Below are 17,983 nucleotides of genomic sequence, written 5' to 3'. Positions count from 1 at the left end.
ACGAGACCCTCCCGGGCCTCAATTCCTTCAGAACTCTCCGCGATACCAGTTGCGCACCCGCGACCAGAAGCCGCCGACGCGGCTGCTGCCCAGTGCCGGGCGGCGTTGCTGTTCGTGCCTACTGCCCCACAGCAGCAGGCCGGCGCCGGCGGCATATTCGGGATTGCCGATGACCTCACTCACGCCTTCGATGTATTGCGGGATGCCGATGCGCACCGGCATGTGCAGCATTTCCTCGGCCAGTTCGGTGACGCCTTCCATCTTGGCCGCGCCACCGGTCAGCACCAGGCCGGCGCGGATCATCGGCGCGTAGCCGGCGCGCTCCAGTTCGGCCTGGACCATTTCGAAGATTTCCTCGTAGCGGCTCTGCACCGCTTCGGCCAGCGACTGGCGCGCGAGGCGGCGCGGCGGGCGGTCGCCGACGCTGGGCACCTGGATGCTTTCCTCGGCCGTGGCCAGCTGTGCCAGCGCACAGGCGTAGCGCACCTTGATCTCCTCGGCGTGCGGGGTCGGGGTACGCAGCATGTGGGCGATGTCGCCGGTGACCTGGTCGCCGGCAATCGGCAACGAGGCGGTATGGCGGATCGAGCCCTGTGCAAACACCACGATGTCGGTGGTGCCGGCGCCGATATCGACCAATGCCACACCCAGATCCTTTTCATCATCGGTCAGCACCGACTGGCTGGAGGCCAGCGCACCAAGCACCAGCTCATCGACCTGAAGGCCGCAGCGGTTCACGCATTTGCTGATGTTCTGCGCCGCCGAGAGCGCGCACAGCACCAGATGCGCGCGCACTTCCAGCCGCACGCCGGACATGCCGACCGGGTGGCGGATGCCTTCCTGCGAGTTGTCGACGCTGTATTCCTGCGGGATTGCATGCAGGATGCGTTGATCGGATGGCACTGCGACCGCCTTGGCCGCTTCCAGTACCCGCTCCATGTCGCCCCAGGTGACCTCGCCATCGCGGATCGGCACGATGCCGGGCGAGTTGAGGCAATGGGTGTGGCTGCCGGAAATGGAGGCGTAGACGCTGCGGATCTCGCAGGCGGCGATGGATTCGGCTTCTTCGATCGCGCGCTGGATCGCGTTGACGGTGGATTCGATATCCACCACCACGCCGCGCTTGAGTCCGTTGGACGCGTGGCTGCCGATGCCGATCACCTCGACCGGGCCGCCGGGCGAGTATTCGCCGACCAGCGCCTTGACCCGGGAAGTGCCGATATCCAGAGCCACGATAAGGGATTTGTCGCCTTTGCGGTTCATGATGTTGAGGGGCCGGGAATGGGGAGTCGGGAATCGGGATTCGTAAAAGCGGGTTGGCTGGCAGCGATGGGGGTTGGGGCGAAATCGAGTGTGCGGGTCATGGATGGCGAGACTTTTTCCATTCCCGACTCCCGATTTCCCACCCCCGGCTCCCCCCACGCAATCGCGAACCCGTTCGTGTAGCGCAGATCGATGCGCTCGAATGGGCGGCGTTCGCCTTCCAGCAGTTGCGGCAAGACCCGCACCAGGCGGCCCAGACGCGCCTGCGGCAGCGCGGTGCGGCCCACGACGATGCTGGCGCCGTTGCCCAGTTGCAGGCTCCAGCTGCCACGCTGCGACAGCCGCACGCCTTTAAGGGAAAGGCCGATGCCGGCCAGCTGCTGCTGCGCGCTGTCGTGGAAGGCCATCACTTCTTCGATACGGTCATCCGGGCCATCCAGCTGCGGCAGACCTTGAAGTTCAGCGGCGCCGGGCGTGGTGAACAGCTGGCCCTGAGCGGAAATCAGCCGCTCCTGTCCCCAATGTGCGACGGCACGGTATTCGACCAGCACCACATCGATCTGGTCCGGCCAGCGCTTGCGCACCTGCACCGATTCCACCCAAGGCAAGCCGGCCAATGCGGCGTGGATGCGCGCCGGATCGGTATCGAAATAGCCGCGCCCGACCTGGGCTGCGACCACGCTGCGGATCTGTTCGGCGCTGACACGCTGGTATTCGGCCGTGACCTGGAGATGGCGGACCGGCCAACGGTCCGGTGCCATCCAGCCGTTCAGCACCGCGACCACCGGCAATGCCGCCAGACCCAGCGCCAGCACCCAGGCGAAGATACGGATCAGGCCGCTCATCGCCGCTCCTCCGCTGCGTGCGGCAGGCTGGTTTCCAGCACGCGCCAGCACAGCGACGGGAAATCGATACCCAGCGCCGCGGCGGCCTTGGGCACCAGCGAATGACTGGTCATGCCCGGCGCGGTGTTCACCTCGATCAATTGCAAGCCACGTTCGCGGTCGCGCATCACGTCGACCCGGCCCCAGCCGTGGCAGGCGGCGGCACGGAATGCGCGCAACGCGAGGCTACGCACTTCGGCCTCATCATCGCCTTCCAGGCCTGGGCACAGGTATTGGGTGTCGTCGGCGATGTATTTGGCTTGGTAGTCGTACCACTCGCCGGCCGGCACGATGCGCACCGACGGCAGCGCGACATCGCCGAGGATGCCGACGGTCAATTCGTCGCCGCGCACCATCTGTTCCATCAACAGCTCGCCCGGATACGACGCGGCGAATTCGATTGCCGACGCCAGTTCGGCTTCGGACAGCACCCGGAACACGCCAACACTGGAACCCTCCGACGAGGGTTTGACGAATACGGGATACCCCAGTCGCTCGGCGGCGGCTCGCAGATCGGCGCCCTTCGGCAGACGTTCGTAGCGTGGTGTCGGCAGACCTTCGGACAACCAGACCTGTTTAGTGCGGATCTTGTCCATGGTCAGCGCGCTGCCAAGCACGCCGGAACCGGTGTATGGCACCTGCAAGGCATCCAGCAGTCCCTGCACGATGCCGTTCTCGCCGGCACCGCCGTGCAGGATATTGAATACACGGCCGAAATGCCCGGCCTGGAGCGATTCGAGCAATGCCGGCACGCCATCCACCGCAGCGGCATCCACACCACGCGCACGCAGCGCCTCCAGCACGCCGGCGCCGGAATTCAACGACACTTCGCGCTCGCTGGTATCGCCACCCAGCAGCACCGCAACGCGGCCGAAGACGGCGGGATCGGTGATGCGTTCCGCTGCGATGTTCATGCGGCGCCCTCCTGCGCAATGCGGGCCACGATGTCCTGCGCCGCCTGGCCGATGTCGCCGGCGCCGGCCAGGATCACCAGATCGCCATCGACAGCGACGCCTTCGAGGGCTTCCATCAGTTCGCGCGGATGCGCCACCAGCACCGGATCGATGCGGCCGCGAGCGCGGATCGCACGTGCCAGCGCACGCGCATCGGCGCCGGGAATCGGCGCTTCGCCGGCCGGGTAGACCTCCGTCAGCAGCAACGCGTCCACCTCCGACAGCACGGCGGAAAAATCATCCAGCAGATCACGCGTGCGGCTGTAACGGTGCGGCTGGAACGCCACCACCAGTCGCCGCTCCGGCCAACCGGAACGCGCCGCTTCGAACACCGCCGCCAGCTCGCGCGGGTGATGGCCGTAATCATCGACCACCTGCACCCGCACATCGCCGGGCAGGCGCAATTCACCGAGCAGGTTGAAACGCCGGCCGATGCCCTGGAAGGTTTCCAGCGCCTGCACGATGGCGTCCTGTTCGACCCCGAGCTGCCAGCCCACCGCGGCGGCGGCCAGCGCGTTCTGCACGTTGTGCCGGCCCGGCATGTTCAGCGTCACCGGCTGCGGCGGCAGTTCCGGCAACAGCAGCTGGAAGCGGGTGCGCGGGCCGTCCTGTTCCACTTCCAGCGCACGCACCTGGGCATCCTCGGTGTGGCCGTAGGTCAGCACATGGCGCTGCACGCGCTCGGCCAGTTCGCGTACGTTCGGATCATCCAGGCACAGGATCGCCAGGCCGTAGAACGGCAGGCGGTGCAGGAATTCCTCGAACGCGCTGCGCATGCGGCCGAAATCGCCTTCGTAGTTTTCCAGGTGGTCGATGTCGATATTGGTGACCACCGCGATCAGCGGTGTCAGGCGCAGGAAGGAGCCATCGCTCTCGTCGGCCTCGGCCACCAGCCAGTCGCCGCTGCCCAGCTGCGCATTGGCGCCGGCCGACAGCAACTGGCCGCCGATCACGAAGGTCGGATCCAGCCCGCCTTCGCTGAGCACACTGGCGATCAGGCTAGTGGTGGTGGTCTTGCCATGCGTGCCGGCCACCGCGATGCCGCGCCGGAAGCGCATCAGTTCCGCCAGCATTTCGGCACGCGGCACCACCGGGATGCGGCGCGAACGGGCCGCACGCAGTTCCGGATTGTCGGCACTGATGGCGCTGGACACGACCACCACATCGGCGCCTTCCACATGCGCGGCATCGTGGCCGAAATGCACCTGTGCGCCGGCCGCGATCAGGCGTGCGGTGGCGCGCGACGGATTCTGGTCCGAACCGGACACGGTGTAGCCCAGCGTGCACAGCACCTCGGCGATGCCACTCATGCCGACCCCGCCGATGCCCACGAAGTGCACGCGGCGGAAGGCGCGGGTGAAATCGGCGTCGGTGTGCAGGCGCTTCATGGGCGGGCCTCGGCAAGGATGGCGTCGGCCACGTCGTTGGCGGCGGCGACACGTGCCAGCGCGCGCGCAGCCTCGGCGCGGGCAAGACGCAGGCCGGCATCGCTGGCGAGCACACGGATCTGTTCGGCCAGGCGTGGCACGAAATCGGCACCTTCGGCGACCCGCACCGCAGCGCCGTGTTCGACCAGGTATTCGGCATTCCAGGTCTGGTGATCGTCAGCGGCACTGGGCAGTGGCACCAGCACGCTGCCGATACCGGCCGCGCAGACTTCCGCCAGCGTCAGCGCACCGGCACGGCACACCACCAGATCGGCCCAGGCATAGGCCTGCGCCATGTCGGCGATGAACGGTTCGATCCGGGCTGCGACACCGGCGTCGGCATAGGCCTGGGTGGCCGCCGCGACGTTCTGTTCACCGCACTGGTGCAGGACATCCAGCGCCACGCCCTGCGCCGCCAGCGCCGCCGGCACATCGCGGTTCAAGGCCCGCGCGCCCTGGCTACCGCCCAGCACCAGCATCCGCACGACGTCTTCGCGGCCGGCCATGCGCGCGGCCGGCGGCGGCAGTTGTGCGATCTGCGCCCGCACCGGATTGCCCACGGTCTGCGCCCGCAGCTTCTCTGGGAAACTCGCCGGGAAAGCCTGCAACACGCGTCGCGCCAGGCGCGACAGCACCCGGTTGGTGACGCCGGGGCGGCTGTTCTGTTCGTGCACCAGCAGCGGAATCCGCGCCAGCCACGCAGCCAGACCGGCCGGGCCGGCGGCATAGCCACCGAAACTGATCACCGCACGCGGTCGCGCCTGCTTCAGCACCGCACGCGCCTGCCATACCGCGCGCAGCACGCGCAGCGGGCCGAGCAGCAGCGCTGCTGCGCCACGGCCACGAATGCCGGCGATATCGATTTCCTCGATCGGGAAACCCTGCGCCGGCACCAGCGTGGTTTCCATACGGCCGCGCGCGCCGATCCACAGCACCGGCACCTGGCGTTCGCGCAATACCTGCGCCACCGCCAGACCCGGGAAGATGTGTCCGCCGGTGCCGCCGGCAAGAATGGCCACCGGTGCACTCATCCCAGCACTCCCAAGGTCGGTTCCACGCGTCCACGCGGCGGCGCGGGCTCGGGTTCCGGCGCACGCGGACGTGCCGGCGCAGCTCGCGGTGCCGTGCCCTGCGGCAGCGGCGCACTGGCACCGGCCACGGCGGGAATCACGTCATCGCCGCTGGGCTGCGGCAGCTGGTCCGCGTTTTCACGGATGCGCGCGACCTTGCGCTGGACGAAGTCCACCTCGTAACTGATCCGCAGCAGCAGACCGATCGCCACGCAGGTCATCAGCACACTGGAACCGCCCGAGGAAATCAGCGGCAGGGTCAGGCCCTTGGTCGGCAATAGGCCCAGATTCACGCCGATCGACACGAACGCCTGCAAGCCCAGCGCCAGCGCCACGCCAAAGGCGCAGTAGCCGGCGAACACGCGCTTGACGTCCATCGCCACCAACCCGAGCCAGAAGGCACGTCCGACCAGCAGCGCAAACAGCCCGACGATCACCAGCACGCCGAAGAATCCGGTTTCTTCCGCGATCACCGCGAAAATGAAGTCGGTATGCGCCTCGGGCAGGAACGACAGCTTCTGGATGCTGGAACCCAGCCCCACGCCGAACCATTCGCCACGCCCGATCGCGATAAGCGCCTGGGTCAACTGGAAACCCTTGTCGAAAGGATCCGACCACGGGTCGAGAAACGAGGTCAGGCGCCGCACCCGGTACGGCTCGCTCATCGCCAGCAGCACCATCATCGGCAGGATCACCAGCACGGGCAGCACCAGATTCCTGATCCGCACCCCGCCGAGGAACACCATGCCGCCCACAATCGCGCAGATCAGCAGGGCCGAGCCGAAATCCGGCTGGAACAGCAGCAGCATCACCATCACCCCGGCGATGCCAATCGGCTTGAACAGGCCCCACCACTGGTTCTGCACCTGCTCGCGATGGCGCACCAGATAGCTGGCCAGCCACACGATCAGCAGCAGCTTGACCGCCTCCACCACCTGGAATCCGAACACGCCCAGATTCAGCCAGCGCTGCGCGCCGTTGACCTCGCGCCCGATACCCGGCAGCAACACCAGCACCAGCAACAGCATCGCCAGCAGCAGCAGTCGCTGGCCCTGGCGCTCGATGTAACGCAGTTCCACGCGTGCGATCACCGCCGCAAGCACCAGCCCCATCGTCAGGAACACCAGATGGCGGATCAGGAAATACGAAGGCCCCTGCCCAAGCCGCTCGGCCACGCCGACCGAGGCCGACGCCACCATCACCACGCCGATCACGATCAGCGCTGCGACCGTGCCCAGCAGCACGGTGTCGTAGCGCCCCTCGATCTCGTCGAGGCGGAAAGCCTGCCTGAAACGGTCCGGAATCATCAGCGCACCTTCAACGTCGCAAGACCGACCAGCACCAGCACCACGGTGATGATCCAGAAACGCACGATCACGCGCGGCTCGGGCCAGCCCTTGAGCTCGAAGTGGTGGTGGATCGGTGCCATCCGGAACACGCGCCTGCCGGTCAGCTTGAAGCTGGCCACCTGCACCATCACCGACAGCGTTTCGATCACGAAGATGCCACCCATGATCACCAGTACCAGCTCCTGCCGCACGATCACGGCAATGGCGCCCAGCGCCGCTCCCAGCGCCAGCGCGCCGATGTCGCCCATGAAGACCTGCGCCGGATAGGTGTTGAACCACAGGAAGCCCAGCCCGGCGCCACCGATGGCCGCGCAGATGATCGCCAGTTCGCCGGCACCGGGCACCGCCGGGATCTGCAGATAGGCGGCGAACTGCGCATGGCCGGAGACATAGGCGAACACACCCAGACCACCGGCCACCAGCACGCAGGGCATGATCGCCAGCCCGTCCAGGCCATCGGTCAGATTGACTGCATTGGAAAACCCGACGACCCAGAAATACGCGATCACCACCAGCCCGGCACCAAGTGGAATCGCCACGTTTTTCAGTAGCGGCAGATACAGCGTGGTGTTGGAAGCTGCATCGGCGGTGGCGAACAGGAACACGCCGGCGGCCAGCCCGAAAATCGACTGCAACAGATACTTGGTACGCGAGCGCAGGCCCTTCGGATCGCGCTTTGCGACCTTGATCCAGTCGTCCAGCCAGCCGATCAGGCCGAAGCCCAGCAGCACCGCCAGCACCAGCCAGACATAACGATTGCGCAAATCGCCCCAGAGCAGGGTCGCGGCCGATACCGAGAACAGGATCAGCGCGCCACCCATCGTCGGGGTGCCGGCCTTGGACAGGTGCGACTGCGGCCCATCGCTGCGGATCGGCTGGCCTTTCAGCGCCGCCAGCCGGCGGATCACCGTCGGCCCCAGCCACAGTGCCAGCACCAGCGCGGTCAGCGTCGCCAGGATCGCGCGCACCGTGATGTAGTCGAACAATGCGAAGAAATCGTCCAGCTCCTTCAGCCGGCGAGTCAGTTCAAGCAGCATGACCGTCCTCCTCTCCGACGCCGGTCAGCGCCGCCACCACACGATCCATCCGACTGCCGCGCGAACCCTTGACCAGGCACACCACATCCGGCGCCAGCAATCCCCGCAGCCGCTGCACCAGCGCTGCCTGATCGGCGAAATGTTCGCCACCCACGCCGAAGGCCTGCACCGCGTGCCGGCTCATCTCTCCGACACTGAGCACCCGCGCCAGTCCGGCCTCGCGTGCACGCTGGCCGACTTCCGCATGCAGCACCGCCGCACCGGGCCCAAGCTCGCGCATATCGCCCAGCACCAGCCAGGCCTGCGCGTCGCGCGCCTTGGCCTGCGTGGCCAGCAGCGCGATCGCGGCCGCGACCGAGCCGGGGTTGGCGTTGTAACTGTCGTCCAGCAGCAACGCGCCGCTGGAAAGTTGATGCGGCTGCTGCCGGCCGGGCACGCCACGGGCTTGCATCAGGCCCTCGGACACGTCCTGCAGCGAAGCGCCGGCGGCCATGGCCAACGTGGCCGCCGCCAGCGCGTTGGAAATCTGATGGCGGCCCGGCAACGGCAGCTCGATCCACACCTGGCCCCACGGGCTGCGCAGCAGGAAGCGGCTGCCGTGTTCACCTTCCTCGACCGCCTCGGCCACGACTTCGGCGCTGGCATCCAGCGCGTAGCGGATCACCTGGCGCGTACCGGCACGTTCGATGAAATACGGTGCGAAGGCATCGTCAGCGTTGACCACGGCGATGCCGTCGGCCGGCAGCGCATCGAAAATCGCCGCCTTGGTGTCGGCGATGCCGAGCAGGCTGCCCATGCGTTCCAGATGCGCTGGCGCGATATTGGTCACCAGCGCGATGTGCGGGCGCGCGATGCCGGCCAGCCAGGCGATGTCGCCCGGTGCACCGGCGCCCATTTCGTAAATGCCGATGCGCGCATCTTCCGGCTGTGCGATCAGCGCCAGCGGCAGGCCGATCTCGTTGTTGTGGTTGCCGGGGTTGGACCAGATGCGCGCATCGGGGCGCTGCAGGATCGAGTGCAACAGGGTTCGGGTCGTGGTCTTGCCGCTGCTGCCGGTGATGCCGATCACGCGCGTGGCGCGGGTGGCGGCCAGACCGGCGGCGATCCGGCCCAGCGCACGCAGCGGATCGGCGCAGACCAGTTGCGGCAGAGGCAGCGGCATTTCCTGCGCCACCAGCAATGCCGCAGCGCCAGCCTGCATCGCCGCAGCACAGAAATCGTGGCCGTCAAAGTTCTCGCCGCGCAGCGCGACATACAGACTGCCCGGCTGCAAGCGGCGGGTGTCATTGCCAATCGCGTGCACCGTGGTGTCCTCACCATGCAGGCGGGCATCGCACCAGGTGGCCAGCGTGCTCAGGGGCAACGGCTTCATGCCCTGCCCTCCAGCATCTGCGCGGCAATGGTGCGGTCATCGAAGGGATGCCGCACGCCGGCGATTTCCTGATACGGCTCATGACCCTTGCCGGCGATCAGCACGGTATCGCCGGGCTGCGCCTGGCCGATGGCGCGCGCGATGGCGCGGGCACGATCGCGCTCCACACTCACGATGCTGCGGTCGCTGAAGCCGGCAAGGATGTCGGCGACGATCGCATCGCCATCCTCACCGCGCGGATTGTCGTCGGTCACCAGCACCGCATCGGCGCGCGCCTGCGCAATCGCCGCCATCTGCGGGCGTTTGCCGGCATCGCGCTCGCCACCGCAGCCGAATACGCACAGCAGCCGCCCGGCGGTGTGTTCACGCAGGCTGGCCAGCGCCTGTTCCAGCGCATCGGGGGTATGGGCGTAGTCCACCACCACCAGCGGCTGGCGGCCATCGCCACCGAGCCGGCCCATGCGGCCGGGTACCGGCTGCAGATCCGCAAGCGCCGCCGCAATCTGGTGCAGCGGCCAGCCGAAGGCTTCCAGCACACCGGCCACGGCCAGCAGGTTGTCGATATTGAAACGGCCCAGCAGTGGGCTGCGCACCGATGCGCGCTGCGTACCACGCACCAGATCGAAGCTGATTCCAGCAGCGGAAGGCTCGATATTTTCGGCGCACAAACGTGCAGCTTCCGCCCCGCGACTGCTGACGCCGACCTGTTCCACCGTCGGCGGCAGTTCGGCAGCCAGTGCGGCGCCGAAGGTGTCATCCAGATTGATGACCGCCGCCTTCAGCTCCGGCCAGGCGAACAGGCGCGCCTTGGCTGCGCCGTAGGCGGCCATGTCGGAGTGGTAATCGAGATGATCGCGGCTCAGGTTGGTGAACACGGCAATCTGGAAACGCACCGCATCCACGCGGCCCTGATCCAGCGCGTGCGAGGACACTTCCATCACCACATCGGTGGCGCCAGCATCGCGCATCGACGCCAGCGCAGCGTGCACCGCGATCACATCCGGCGTGGTGTGGCCGCTTTCGCGCAACTCGCCGGGGAAACCGGTGCCCAGCGTGCCGATGCTGCCGGCGCGATGTCCGGCGGCGGTCAACGCCTGGGCCAGCAATTGCACGGTGGAGGTCTTGCCATTGGTGCCGGTGACGCCGACCACGCGCAGTGCCTGCGAAGGCGCACCGAAGAACCGGTCTGCGATGCGGCCCAGCTGCGAACGCAAACCCGGCACCGGCAGCGCACCGTGCGGCGGCTGGATATCCGGCGGCGGCGCGTCATACAGTACGGCAGCCGCCCCCCGGCGCTGCGCCTCGGCAGCGAATGCCAGGCCATGCCCACGCAGCCCCGGCAAGGCGACGAAGGCACTGCCGGGCGCAACCTGACGGCTGTCCAGCGTCAGCCCGGCCAGCTCCAATCCAGCCAACTCCGGTGCCGGCGCCGGTGCGATGTCCTGCAACAAGTGGTCAAGTCGCATGCTCATGGCGTGCCCTCGAACAGATCCGGCACCGACTCGGCTTCCGGCGGCAGCGCACCCGGTGCCGGCGGCGGCAAGGCCGGGCGCGGCGCGGCCACATACCACTGCTGCACATCGTCGGGTTGCACGTCCATGATGCGCAGCGCGCCATCCATGACATCGTGGAACACCGGCGCGGCCACCGCACCGCCGTAATACACCTGGTTGCCGTTGGCATCGGTGCTGCGCGGATCGTCGATCACCACCACCACGGCAAAGCGCGGATTGCTGGCCGGCACCAGGCCGGCGAACAGGCTGACATAGCGCCGGTCGTAACCGCCGCCGGCGGCCTTGCGCGAGGTGCCGCTCTTGCCCGCCACGCGATAACCGGAAATGGCCGCACGCCGCGCCGTGCCTTCTGGCCCGATTACGGTTTCCAGCATGTCCAGCAAATCCTGCGCGATATCCGGATCGATCACCGCCCGCGCCTGCGGCTCCGGATCCTTGAGAAAGCTCGGCGACACCAGGCGCCCGCCATTGCCGATCACGGCATAGGCCTGCGCCAGCTGCAACGCGGTCACGGAAATCCCGTATCCGAACGAGATCGTCGCCTTCGGCAAGGTGCCCCAGTTGCGCGGCGACGGCAGTACGCCGCCCGCCTCGCCTGGGAATCCGATGCCGGTCAGCTCACCGAAGCCGAAGCGGCGCAGCACGTCGTGGATATGTTCGGAGGGCATCTCCATCGCCAGCTTCACGACGCCGACGTTGCTGGATTTGGTCAGCAGCCGGGTTGGCGAAACGGTGCCGAAATTGCGCACGTCACGCACCGTGTGGCCGGCCACCTGCATCGTACCGGGCCAGGTTTCGATTGGGGTATCCGGCGTCACCTTGCCGGTTTCCAGCGCGGCGCCGACGATGAAGGTCTTGAACGTGGAACCGGGTTCGAACACGTCGGTGACGGCGCGGTTGCGGCGCGACTGCGGAGTGGAACCTTCGCGCGAATTGGGGTTGTAGCTGGGATGGTTGACCATCGCCAGCACTTCGCCGGTGTTCACGTCCAGCACCACGATGGAACCGGTTTCGGCGGCGTTGTCCTTCATCGCCTTGCCCAGCGCGCGGTGCGCCAGATGTTGCAGGCGGCGGTCGATCGACAGCGCCAGCGGACGGCCCGGTTCGGCCGCCTGCAGCAGATCAACGCTCGCCACCTGGCGGCCTTCGCCATCGCGGATCACGCGCTTGGTTCCTTGCTTGCCGGTCAGCCATTCGTCATAGGCCAGTTCCAGCCCTTCCTGGCCCTTGTCGTCGATATTGGTGAAGCCCAGCACATGCGCGGCCACTTCACCGAGCGGATAGAAGCGACGGAATTCGCGCTGTGACGACAACCCCGGCACATCCACCGCCAGAATCGCCTCGGCCTGATCCGGATTCACATGCCGGCGCAGCCAGATGAATTCCTTGTCGGCACGGCCCTCCAGACGCTCGCGCAGCACCGGCGGCGCAATCTCCAGCGCCGCAGCCAACTCACCAATGCAGTCGACGTGCTTCCACTTCTTCTTTTTAGCAGGCGCGTTGTCTTCCGCTGGCGCGGATGCGTCCTCGGCCAGTTCCTGCCGATGCGCGCGTTCGTGCTCCAGCAGCAGACGCGGATTGACCCAGATCGAATCCACCGGGCTGGACACCGCCAGCGGCTCGCCATTGCGGTCGGTGATCATGCCGCGCGAGGCGGCAATCGGCAGATCACGCAGAAAGCGCGCGTCGCCTTCGCGCTGGTAGAAATCGTTGTGCAGCAACTGCAGATCGACCGCGCGCGCCACCAGCGAAGCGCAGCACAGCCCGAGCACGCCGGCCACGACCTTCATCCGCCCGCGCGTATCGACCGCGCGGGCGCGTGGGCGCGGCATATTGCCCTTGCCGCCGATGCGGCTGTCGCGCCGGCGGCTCATGGCTTCACCACTACGACATCAGCGGCTTCGGGAAAGCGCATATCGAGCTGGCGCATCGCCTGCTGCTCGATCCGCGCGATATCGGCCAGCGTCGCGATCTCGATCTGCAGGCGGTCGAAATCGATATTGAGCTCGTCGCGCACGCGCTCCAGCCGCGACAGTTCGGCGAACGCGAGGCGATGCTGGTGGCGGCTGTGCACCACGCCGATGGCACTGGCCACCAGCACCAGGGTCAGCAGCGAGATGCCGAGCAGGCGCAGGCTCATGCCAGCTTCTCCGCACAACGCAGCACCGCGCTGCGGGCACGCGGGTTGCGCGCCAATTCTTCTTCGCTGGCCATCACCGCGCCGCCGATGGCGCGCAGTTTCGGAACGAAGACGGCAACTTCCGGCAGGCGACGGTTGCCAGCCGGTGCACGCGCGTGGCCGGCGATGAACTGTTTGACGATGCGGTCCTCAAGCGAATGGAAGCTGATCACCGCCAGCCGGCCAGCCGGGCGCAATTGTTCAAGTGCCGCATCCAGACCTTCGCGCAGATCGTCCAGTTCACTGTTTACGTGGATCCGCAGCGCTTGAAAGGTGCGCGTGCCCGGATGCTTGCCCGGCTCGCGGCGACCAATGGTGGCGGCCACCAGATCGGCCAGCTGTGCGGTCGTGGTCAGCGCCGCTTCGGTGCGGCGCACCACGATGGCACGCGCGATGCGGCGGCTCATGCGCTCCTCGCCGTACAGCCAGAGCACATCGGCGATGGTCTTTTCATCGGCCTGGGCAAGGAAATCGGCAGCGCTCTGGCCGGTATCCGGATTCATCCGCATGTCCAGCGGGCCATCGTGCTGGAAACTGAAACCGCGCCGAGCCTCGTCCAGTTGTGGCGAGGACACGCCCAGATCCAGCAGCACGCCATCCAGACCTGCCACAGTTTCGTCCCAATCGGCCAGCGTAGCGAAGCTGGCCTGGCGGATCGCCACGCGCGGATCGGCACCGAAGCGCTCATGTGCCACGGCGATGGCGTCCGGATCCTTGTCCATCAGCAGCAGCCGTCCGTCGGGGCCGAGCTTTTCCAGCACCGCGCGGGCGTGCCCGCCGCGGCCGAAGGTGCCGTCCAGATACCTCCCGTCCGGTCGTACCGCGAGGGCGTGGAGCGCCTCCGCAAACAGCACCGGGACATGGGCGGGGGTCGTGAAGTCCGATCCCGTGCCCATGGCTAGAGCACCAGTTCCAGCATCGCCGGGCTGAGATCCGCCTCGCCGATGATCTTCTGGATTTGCGCCAGATGCGCCTGTTCGCTCCAGATTTCCAGCTTGTTGCCCATCCCCATCAGCACCGCCTTCTTGCCGATGCCGGTGGTGGTGCGGTGGCTGGAAGGCAGCAGGATGCGGCTGGCGCCGTCCGGCTCCACGAAGGTCGCCGCACCGATCAGCTTCATCTGCAACAGGCGATGGCCGGGCACGGCCTGCGGAAGCGGGCTGACACTGTCGCGCACCTTCTCCCATTCGCCCTGCGGAAACAGCCACAGGCAACCAGCCTCGTAGGGGTGGTAAGTCACCACCAGGCGATTGCCACACTCGCGCGCAACGAACTCCCGGTAGGCCGTCGGAATCGCCAGCCTGCCCTTGTCGTCGATCGTGATGGAGGTTTCGCCCTGGAACATGATTCCCCACAAAAAACCACGAAATCCCATAAATTCCTACTAAGCGCCACATTAGCATCGCTCAAAGCCGTGTCAACCGTGGATTTCATGCAGCCCGGGCGGCGCAAGCGATTGGTGCGATTGATATTTTTCCCCGGCCCACGCAGGCGCAGACAAACACCATTCAATACATGCATTTAGCGGACAATCGTAAAGAGTGGCTTCAGAAGAGGCTGCGCGCCGCTCAGATTTCCACGCTGCACAGCGAGACGCGCTTCACAGCTTGCCGATGCGCGCGATTGCGCGAACCGCAGACAGCACAACGCCCGCAGCAGGACCGCGGGCGCCGTCATTGATCAGGGTGTGGAGCCGGCCGGGACGCCGGCCTCGCTTCCGGCGGATTGGCCGTTGTGGCCGGTTGCTGGCCGTATTGCGTCAGGCCAGCGATGTCGGCCGCGTCGGTGAACCTCTGTCACGCCTCAGGCCATGACAGAGGTTCATCGACGCGTGAGATGAAGTGCGGAGCCGGCCGATAAGCCGGGTTCTGTCGTGGACAGTCATTCCTCTGGGCGCACCGTCACCGATGCGCTCAAGCAACCTACCCGGACCCGACGCGGGCCGCGCCATGAGGTCCCTATTTGGTCTTGCTCCCGGTGGGGTTTGCCGTGCCGGTCTGTTGCCAGACTCGCGGTGCGCTCTTACCGCACCGTTTCACCCTTGCCACGCACCCTGCCTCCGCCTTCGGCGGTGCGGTGGCACTTGGCCGGACTTGCGTCCGGCAGTGCCCTCGCAGCGGCAGGGCCGTTCGGCGGTCTGCTCTCTGTTGCACTTTCCGTCGGCTCGCGCCGCCCAGGCGTTACCTGGCACCGTGCCCTTTGGAGCCCGGACTTTCCTCGACACCGTTGCCGATGCCGCGACTGTCTGGCCGACTCCGCCGGCGCATTGTACGCGCACCGCCACCCTGCCGCGCAGCGCCGGTGATGCGCGTTCAGCCGAGCACGTGCACGCAGCTGCCAGGCATTCCCTCAGAACAGATAAATCGCTTCATCCGAATAAAGCGATTGACACCTGCCTGGAGGGCGGGCAGAATCCGCTCCGAAATCCCATCAAGACCGGCGGAGGGACAGGCCCTTTGATGCCGGGGCAACCCACAGGATGCAAATCCTGTTCGGTGCCAAATCCTGCGGCTGGCGCGCAGCGCCTTCCGGAAGATGGGTCGCCGGTAGCGTTCTTCTGGTTTTCCGCACCGCCGCGACATCGCCTCCGAGCCACAGGACTTGCCGGGATCACCCGCAACCGCTCCGGAGCACGATGATGAGTTTCTCCCCCGCCTCCTGTCCCGCGCACGATCCGGCCTCGCTGGCCGCGATTGATCCATCCACCTGCTGTCCGACCACGCCGGTGTTGCCTGCCACACGCGGTGTGCGCGACCTGACCCTGGCGATGCGCCACGCCGGCATCCGCCGGGTGCAGGTGGCCTGGGAGATGCAGGGTTGCGCTGGTTCGCCGGTGGTCGTGGTGCAGGGCGGTATTTCCGCGCACCGCCATGTCGCATCGAGCGAACACTTTTCCGAACCGGGCTGGTGGCAGGCGCAGGTCGGCCCGCAGCGCGCAATCGATACTCTCCGACACCGCGTGCTGGCGATCGACTGGCTCGGTGCCGATGGCAGTCTGGATGCCTGCATCGATCCGGCCGACCAGGCCGACGCGATCGCGGCGCTGCTCGATCATCTTGGCATCGCTCGGTTGCGGGCGTATGTCGGCGCCTCGTACGGCGCCATGGTCGGCTTGCATTTCGCGGCACGCCATCCGGCTCGGCTGGGCCGGCTGGTGGCGATCAGCGGCGCGCACCGTTCACACCCGCAGGTCACCGCGTTGCGCGTGATCCAGCGCCGCATCGTGGCGCTGGGCCGCAGCGAGGGCGGCGTGCGCGAGGCGCTGGCGCTGGCGCGCGCGCTGGCGGTGATCGGCTACCGCAGCGATCGCGAGTTCGAGCAGCGTTTCGCGGCCGCGCCGCAGGTGGAACCGGCGCAGGCGCGTTTCGTGGTCGAGGACTATTTCGATGCGATTGGGCCGAAGTTCGTCGCGCGTTTCTGCCCCACCGCCTATCTGCGCCTGTCCGAATCCATCGATCTGCAGGACGTGGACCCGTCGTCGATCAGCGTGGCGACCGATCTGGTTGCGGTACGCGAGGACCAGATCGTGCCGGAAGCCGATCTGTTCACCCTGGCCGAAGGCCTGCGCGGCCGCAGCCGGCTGCACCGGATCGAGTCACTGTACGGCCATGACGCCTTTCTGAAAGAGGAATCGCGCATCGGCGCGATCCTGACCGAAGCCCTGACCCGGAGTGATGCCGCATGAGCACCACGACCCCCTGCCCCGACACCACCCGCCTGCGTCATCCGACCACGGCCGCCGTGCGTTCGGGCATCGACACCGATGCCGCCCATGGCGCCGTGGTGCCGCCGATCGTGCTGTCGAGCAACTTCAGCTTCGACGGCTACGGCGGCAAGCGCAAATACGATTACACCCGCAGCGGCAACCCCACCCGTGACCTGCTCGGCGATGCGCTGGCGGAACTGGAAGGCGGCGCCGGCGGTGTGGTGGTGTCCACCGGCATGGCCGCGATTACGCTGGTGCTGCAACTGCTCCAGCCCGGCGAGCGTCTGGTGGTTCCGCACGATTGTTACGGCGGCTCGTGGCGGCTGTTCAATGCGCTGGCCGACAAGGGCCATTTCGAACTGGACACGATCGATTTCACCGATCCACGCGCACTGGCCGCGGCATTGGCCCGTTCACCGAAAATCGTCTGGATCGAAACCCCTTCCAACCCGCTGCTGCGCGTCACCGACATCCGCTTCGTGGCTGAAGCCGCGCACCGCGCCGGCGCGCTGGTGGTGGCCGACAACACCTTCCTGTCGCCGGTGCTGCAAACCCCGATCACACTCGGCGCGGATGTCGTGGTGCACTCGACCACCAAGTACATCAACGGTCACAGCGATGTGGTCGGCGGCGCGGTGGTCGCCGCTGATGCCGGGCTGCACGAAAAACTGGTGTGGTGGGCCAATGCGCTGGGCCTGACCGGCTCCCCGTTCGACAGTTTCCTGACCCTGCGCGGGCTGCGCACGCTGGATGCCCGGCTGCGCGTGCATCAGGAAAACGCGACGGAACTGGCGAATCTGCTGGCGGCGCACCCGGCCGTCGCGGCGGTGCATTTCCCCGGTCGTACCAGCCACCCGGGCCACGCGCTGGCGGCACGACAGCAACGCGGTTTCGGCGCGATGATCAGCTTCGACATCCACGGTGGCGAGCCCGCCGTGCGCGCCTTCCTCGACGGGCTGGAACATTTCACCCTGGCCGAATCACTCGGCGGGGTCGAAAGCCTGGTTGCGCACCCGGCCTCGATGACCCATGCCGCGATGCCGCCCGAAGCGCGCGCGCGGGCCGGAATCGGTGACGGCCTGCTGCGCCTGTCGGTCGGCATCGAAGCCGCGCAGGATCTGGCACAGGATCTGGCGAACGCGCTGGAACGCGCCCTCCGGGCCGGTGCGTCCCGTGATGCGGCCTCGGGCTGACGCCAAAAACACGGCGCCCGGTGCGGATGGCACCGG

General features: G+C 67.2%; 15 protein-coding genes, 1 other RNA gene and 1 riboswitch. Of the genes, 2 read left to right on the top strand and 14 right to left on the bottom strand.

The window, feature by feature from the left end:
- Positions 1-27: 27 nt before the first annotated feature.
- The 14 genes from ftsA to rnpB form a co-directional block, all read right to left on the bottom strand.
- Positions 28-1,263, bottom strand: a complete 1,236-nt coding sequence (gene ftsA, locus WDB66_RS00625; protein WP_339396490.1) for a cell division protein FtsA — start codon at positions 1,261-1,263, stop codon at positions 28-30.
- The gene (locus WDB66_RS00620; protein WP_339396489.1) at positions 1,260-2,108 is read right to left on the bottom strand and encodes a cell division protein FtsQ/DivIB; all 849 of its coding nucleotides are present in this window, start codon (positions 2,106-2,108) and stop codon (positions 1,260-1,262) included. Before WDB66_RS00620 ends, ftsA begins: the two co-directional genes overlap by 4 nt.
- A complete protein-coding gene (locus WDB66_RS00615; protein ID WP_339396488.1) occupies positions 2,105-3,061 on the bottom strand; it encodes a D-alanine--D-alanine ligase in 957 nt (318 codons plus the stop codon). The genes WDB66_RS00620 and WDB66_RS00615 overlap by 4 nt, the downstream gene beginning before the upstream one ends.
- A complete protein-coding gene (gene murC / locus WDB66_RS00610) occupies positions 3,058-4,488 on the bottom strand; it encodes a UDP-N-acetylmuramate--L-alanine ligase (RefSeq protein WP_339396487.1) in 1,431 nt (476 codons plus the stop codon). The genes WDB66_RS00615 and murC overlap by 4 nt, the downstream gene beginning before the upstream one ends.
- On the bottom strand, positions 4,485-5,558 hold the full coding sequence (murG, locus tag WDB66_RS00605) for an undecaprenyldiphospho-muramoylpentapeptide beta-N-acetylglucosaminyltransferase (protein WP_339396486.1): 1,074 nt from the start codon (positions 5,556-5,558) through the stop codon (positions 4,485-4,487). The genes murC and murG overlap by 4 nt, the downstream gene beginning before the upstream one ends.
- Positions 5,555-6,901, bottom strand: coding sequence for a putative lipid II flippase FtsW (gene ftsW / locus WDB66_RS00600; protein WP_339396799.1), 1,347 nt, complete (start codon positions 6,899-6,901; stop codon positions 5,555-5,557). The genes murG and ftsW overlap by 4 nt, the downstream gene beginning before the upstream one ends.
- Positions 6,902-6,903: 2 nt before the next feature.
- Positions 6,904-7,983, bottom strand: coding sequence for a phospho-N-acetylmuramoyl-pentapeptide-transferase (gene mraY / locus WDB66_RS00595; RefSeq protein ID WP_339396485.1), 1,080 nt, complete (start codon positions 7,981-7,983; stop codon positions 6,904-6,906).
- Positions 7,973-9,355, bottom strand: coding sequence for a UDP-N-acetylmuramoyl-tripeptide--D-alanyl-D-alanine ligase (locus WDB66_RS00590; protein WP_339396484.1), 1,383 nt, complete (start codon positions 9,353-9,355; stop codon positions 7,973-7,975). The genes mraY and WDB66_RS00590 overlap by 11 nt, the downstream gene beginning before the upstream one ends.
- Entirely contained in the window at positions 9,352-10,821 is a 1,470-nt protein-coding gene (locus WDB66_RS00585; protein ID WP_339396798.1) for a UDP-N-acetylmuramoyl-L-alanyl-D-glutamate--2,6-diaminopimelate ligase, read from the bottom strand. The genes WDB66_RS00590 and WDB66_RS00585 overlap by 4 nt, the downstream gene beginning before the upstream one ends.
- 2 nt (positions 10,822-10,823) lie before the next feature.
- On the bottom strand, positions 10,824-12,743 hold the full coding sequence (locus WDB66_RS00580; protein WP_339396483.1) for a peptidoglycan D,D-transpeptidase FtsI family protein: 1,920 nt from the start codon (positions 12,741-12,743) through the stop codon (positions 10,824-10,826).
- Positions 12,740-13,009, bottom strand: coding sequence for a cell division protein FtsL (gene ftsL / locus WDB66_RS00575; RefSeq protein WP_339396482.1), 270 nt, complete (start codon positions 13,007-13,009; stop codon positions 12,740-12,742). The genes WDB66_RS00580 and ftsL overlap by 4 nt, the downstream gene beginning before the upstream one ends.
- On the bottom strand, positions 13,006-13,944 hold the full coding sequence (gene rsmH / locus WDB66_RS00570; RefSeq protein ID WP_339396481.1) for a 16S rRNA (cytosine(1402)-N(4))-methyltransferase RsmH: 939 nt from the start codon (positions 13,942-13,944) through the stop codon (positions 13,006-13,008). Before rsmH ends, ftsL begins: the two co-directional genes overlap by 4 nt.
- A 2-nt stretch (positions 13,945-13,946) precedes the next feature.
- Positions 13,947-14,393 (bottom strand): division/cell wall cluster transcriptional repressor MraZ, encoded by a 447-nt coding sequence (mraZ, locus tag WDB66_RS00565; protein ID WP_339396480.1) that lies wholly within the window; start codon positions 14,391-14,393, stop codon positions 13,947-13,949.
- Positions 14,394-14,889: 496 nt separating this feature from the next.
- Positions 14,890-15,305, bottom strand: an RNA gene (gene rnpB / locus WDB66_RS00560) — RNase P RNA component class A.
- Between the two features lie 167 nt (positions 15,306-15,472).
- Positions 15,473-15,590: riboswitch (SAM riboswitch) on the top strand.
- Between the two features lie 96 nt (positions 15,591-15,686).
- Between rnpB and metX the strand changes: the two genes are divergently transcribed.
- Both metX and metB read left to right on the top strand, forming a co-directional pair.
- Positions 15,687-16,733 carry a homoserine O-succinyltransferase MetX gene (gene metX / locus WDB66_RS00555; protein WP_339396479.1) on the top strand — a complete coding sequence of 349 codons (1,047 nt, stop codon included), beginning with the start codon at positions 15,687-15,689 and terminating at the stop codon, positions 16,731-16,733.
- On the top strand, positions 16,730-17,947 hold the full coding sequence (gene metB / locus WDB66_RS00550) for a cystathionine gamma-synthase (protein ID WP_339396478.1): 1,218 nt from the start codon (positions 16,730-16,732) through the stop codon (positions 17,945-17,947). The genes metX and metB overlap by 4 nt, the downstream gene beginning before the upstream one ends.
- Positions 17,948-17,983: the final 36 nt, after the last annotated feature.

This window comes from Denitratimonas organivorans (assembly GCF_037478135.1).
GTDB lineage: Bacteria > Pseudomonadota > Gammaproteobacteria > Xanthomonadales > Xanthomonadaceae > Denitratimonas.
Note: the sequence above shows the minus strand (reverse complement) of the source record. Positions and strands in the feature narration are given on the sequence as shown.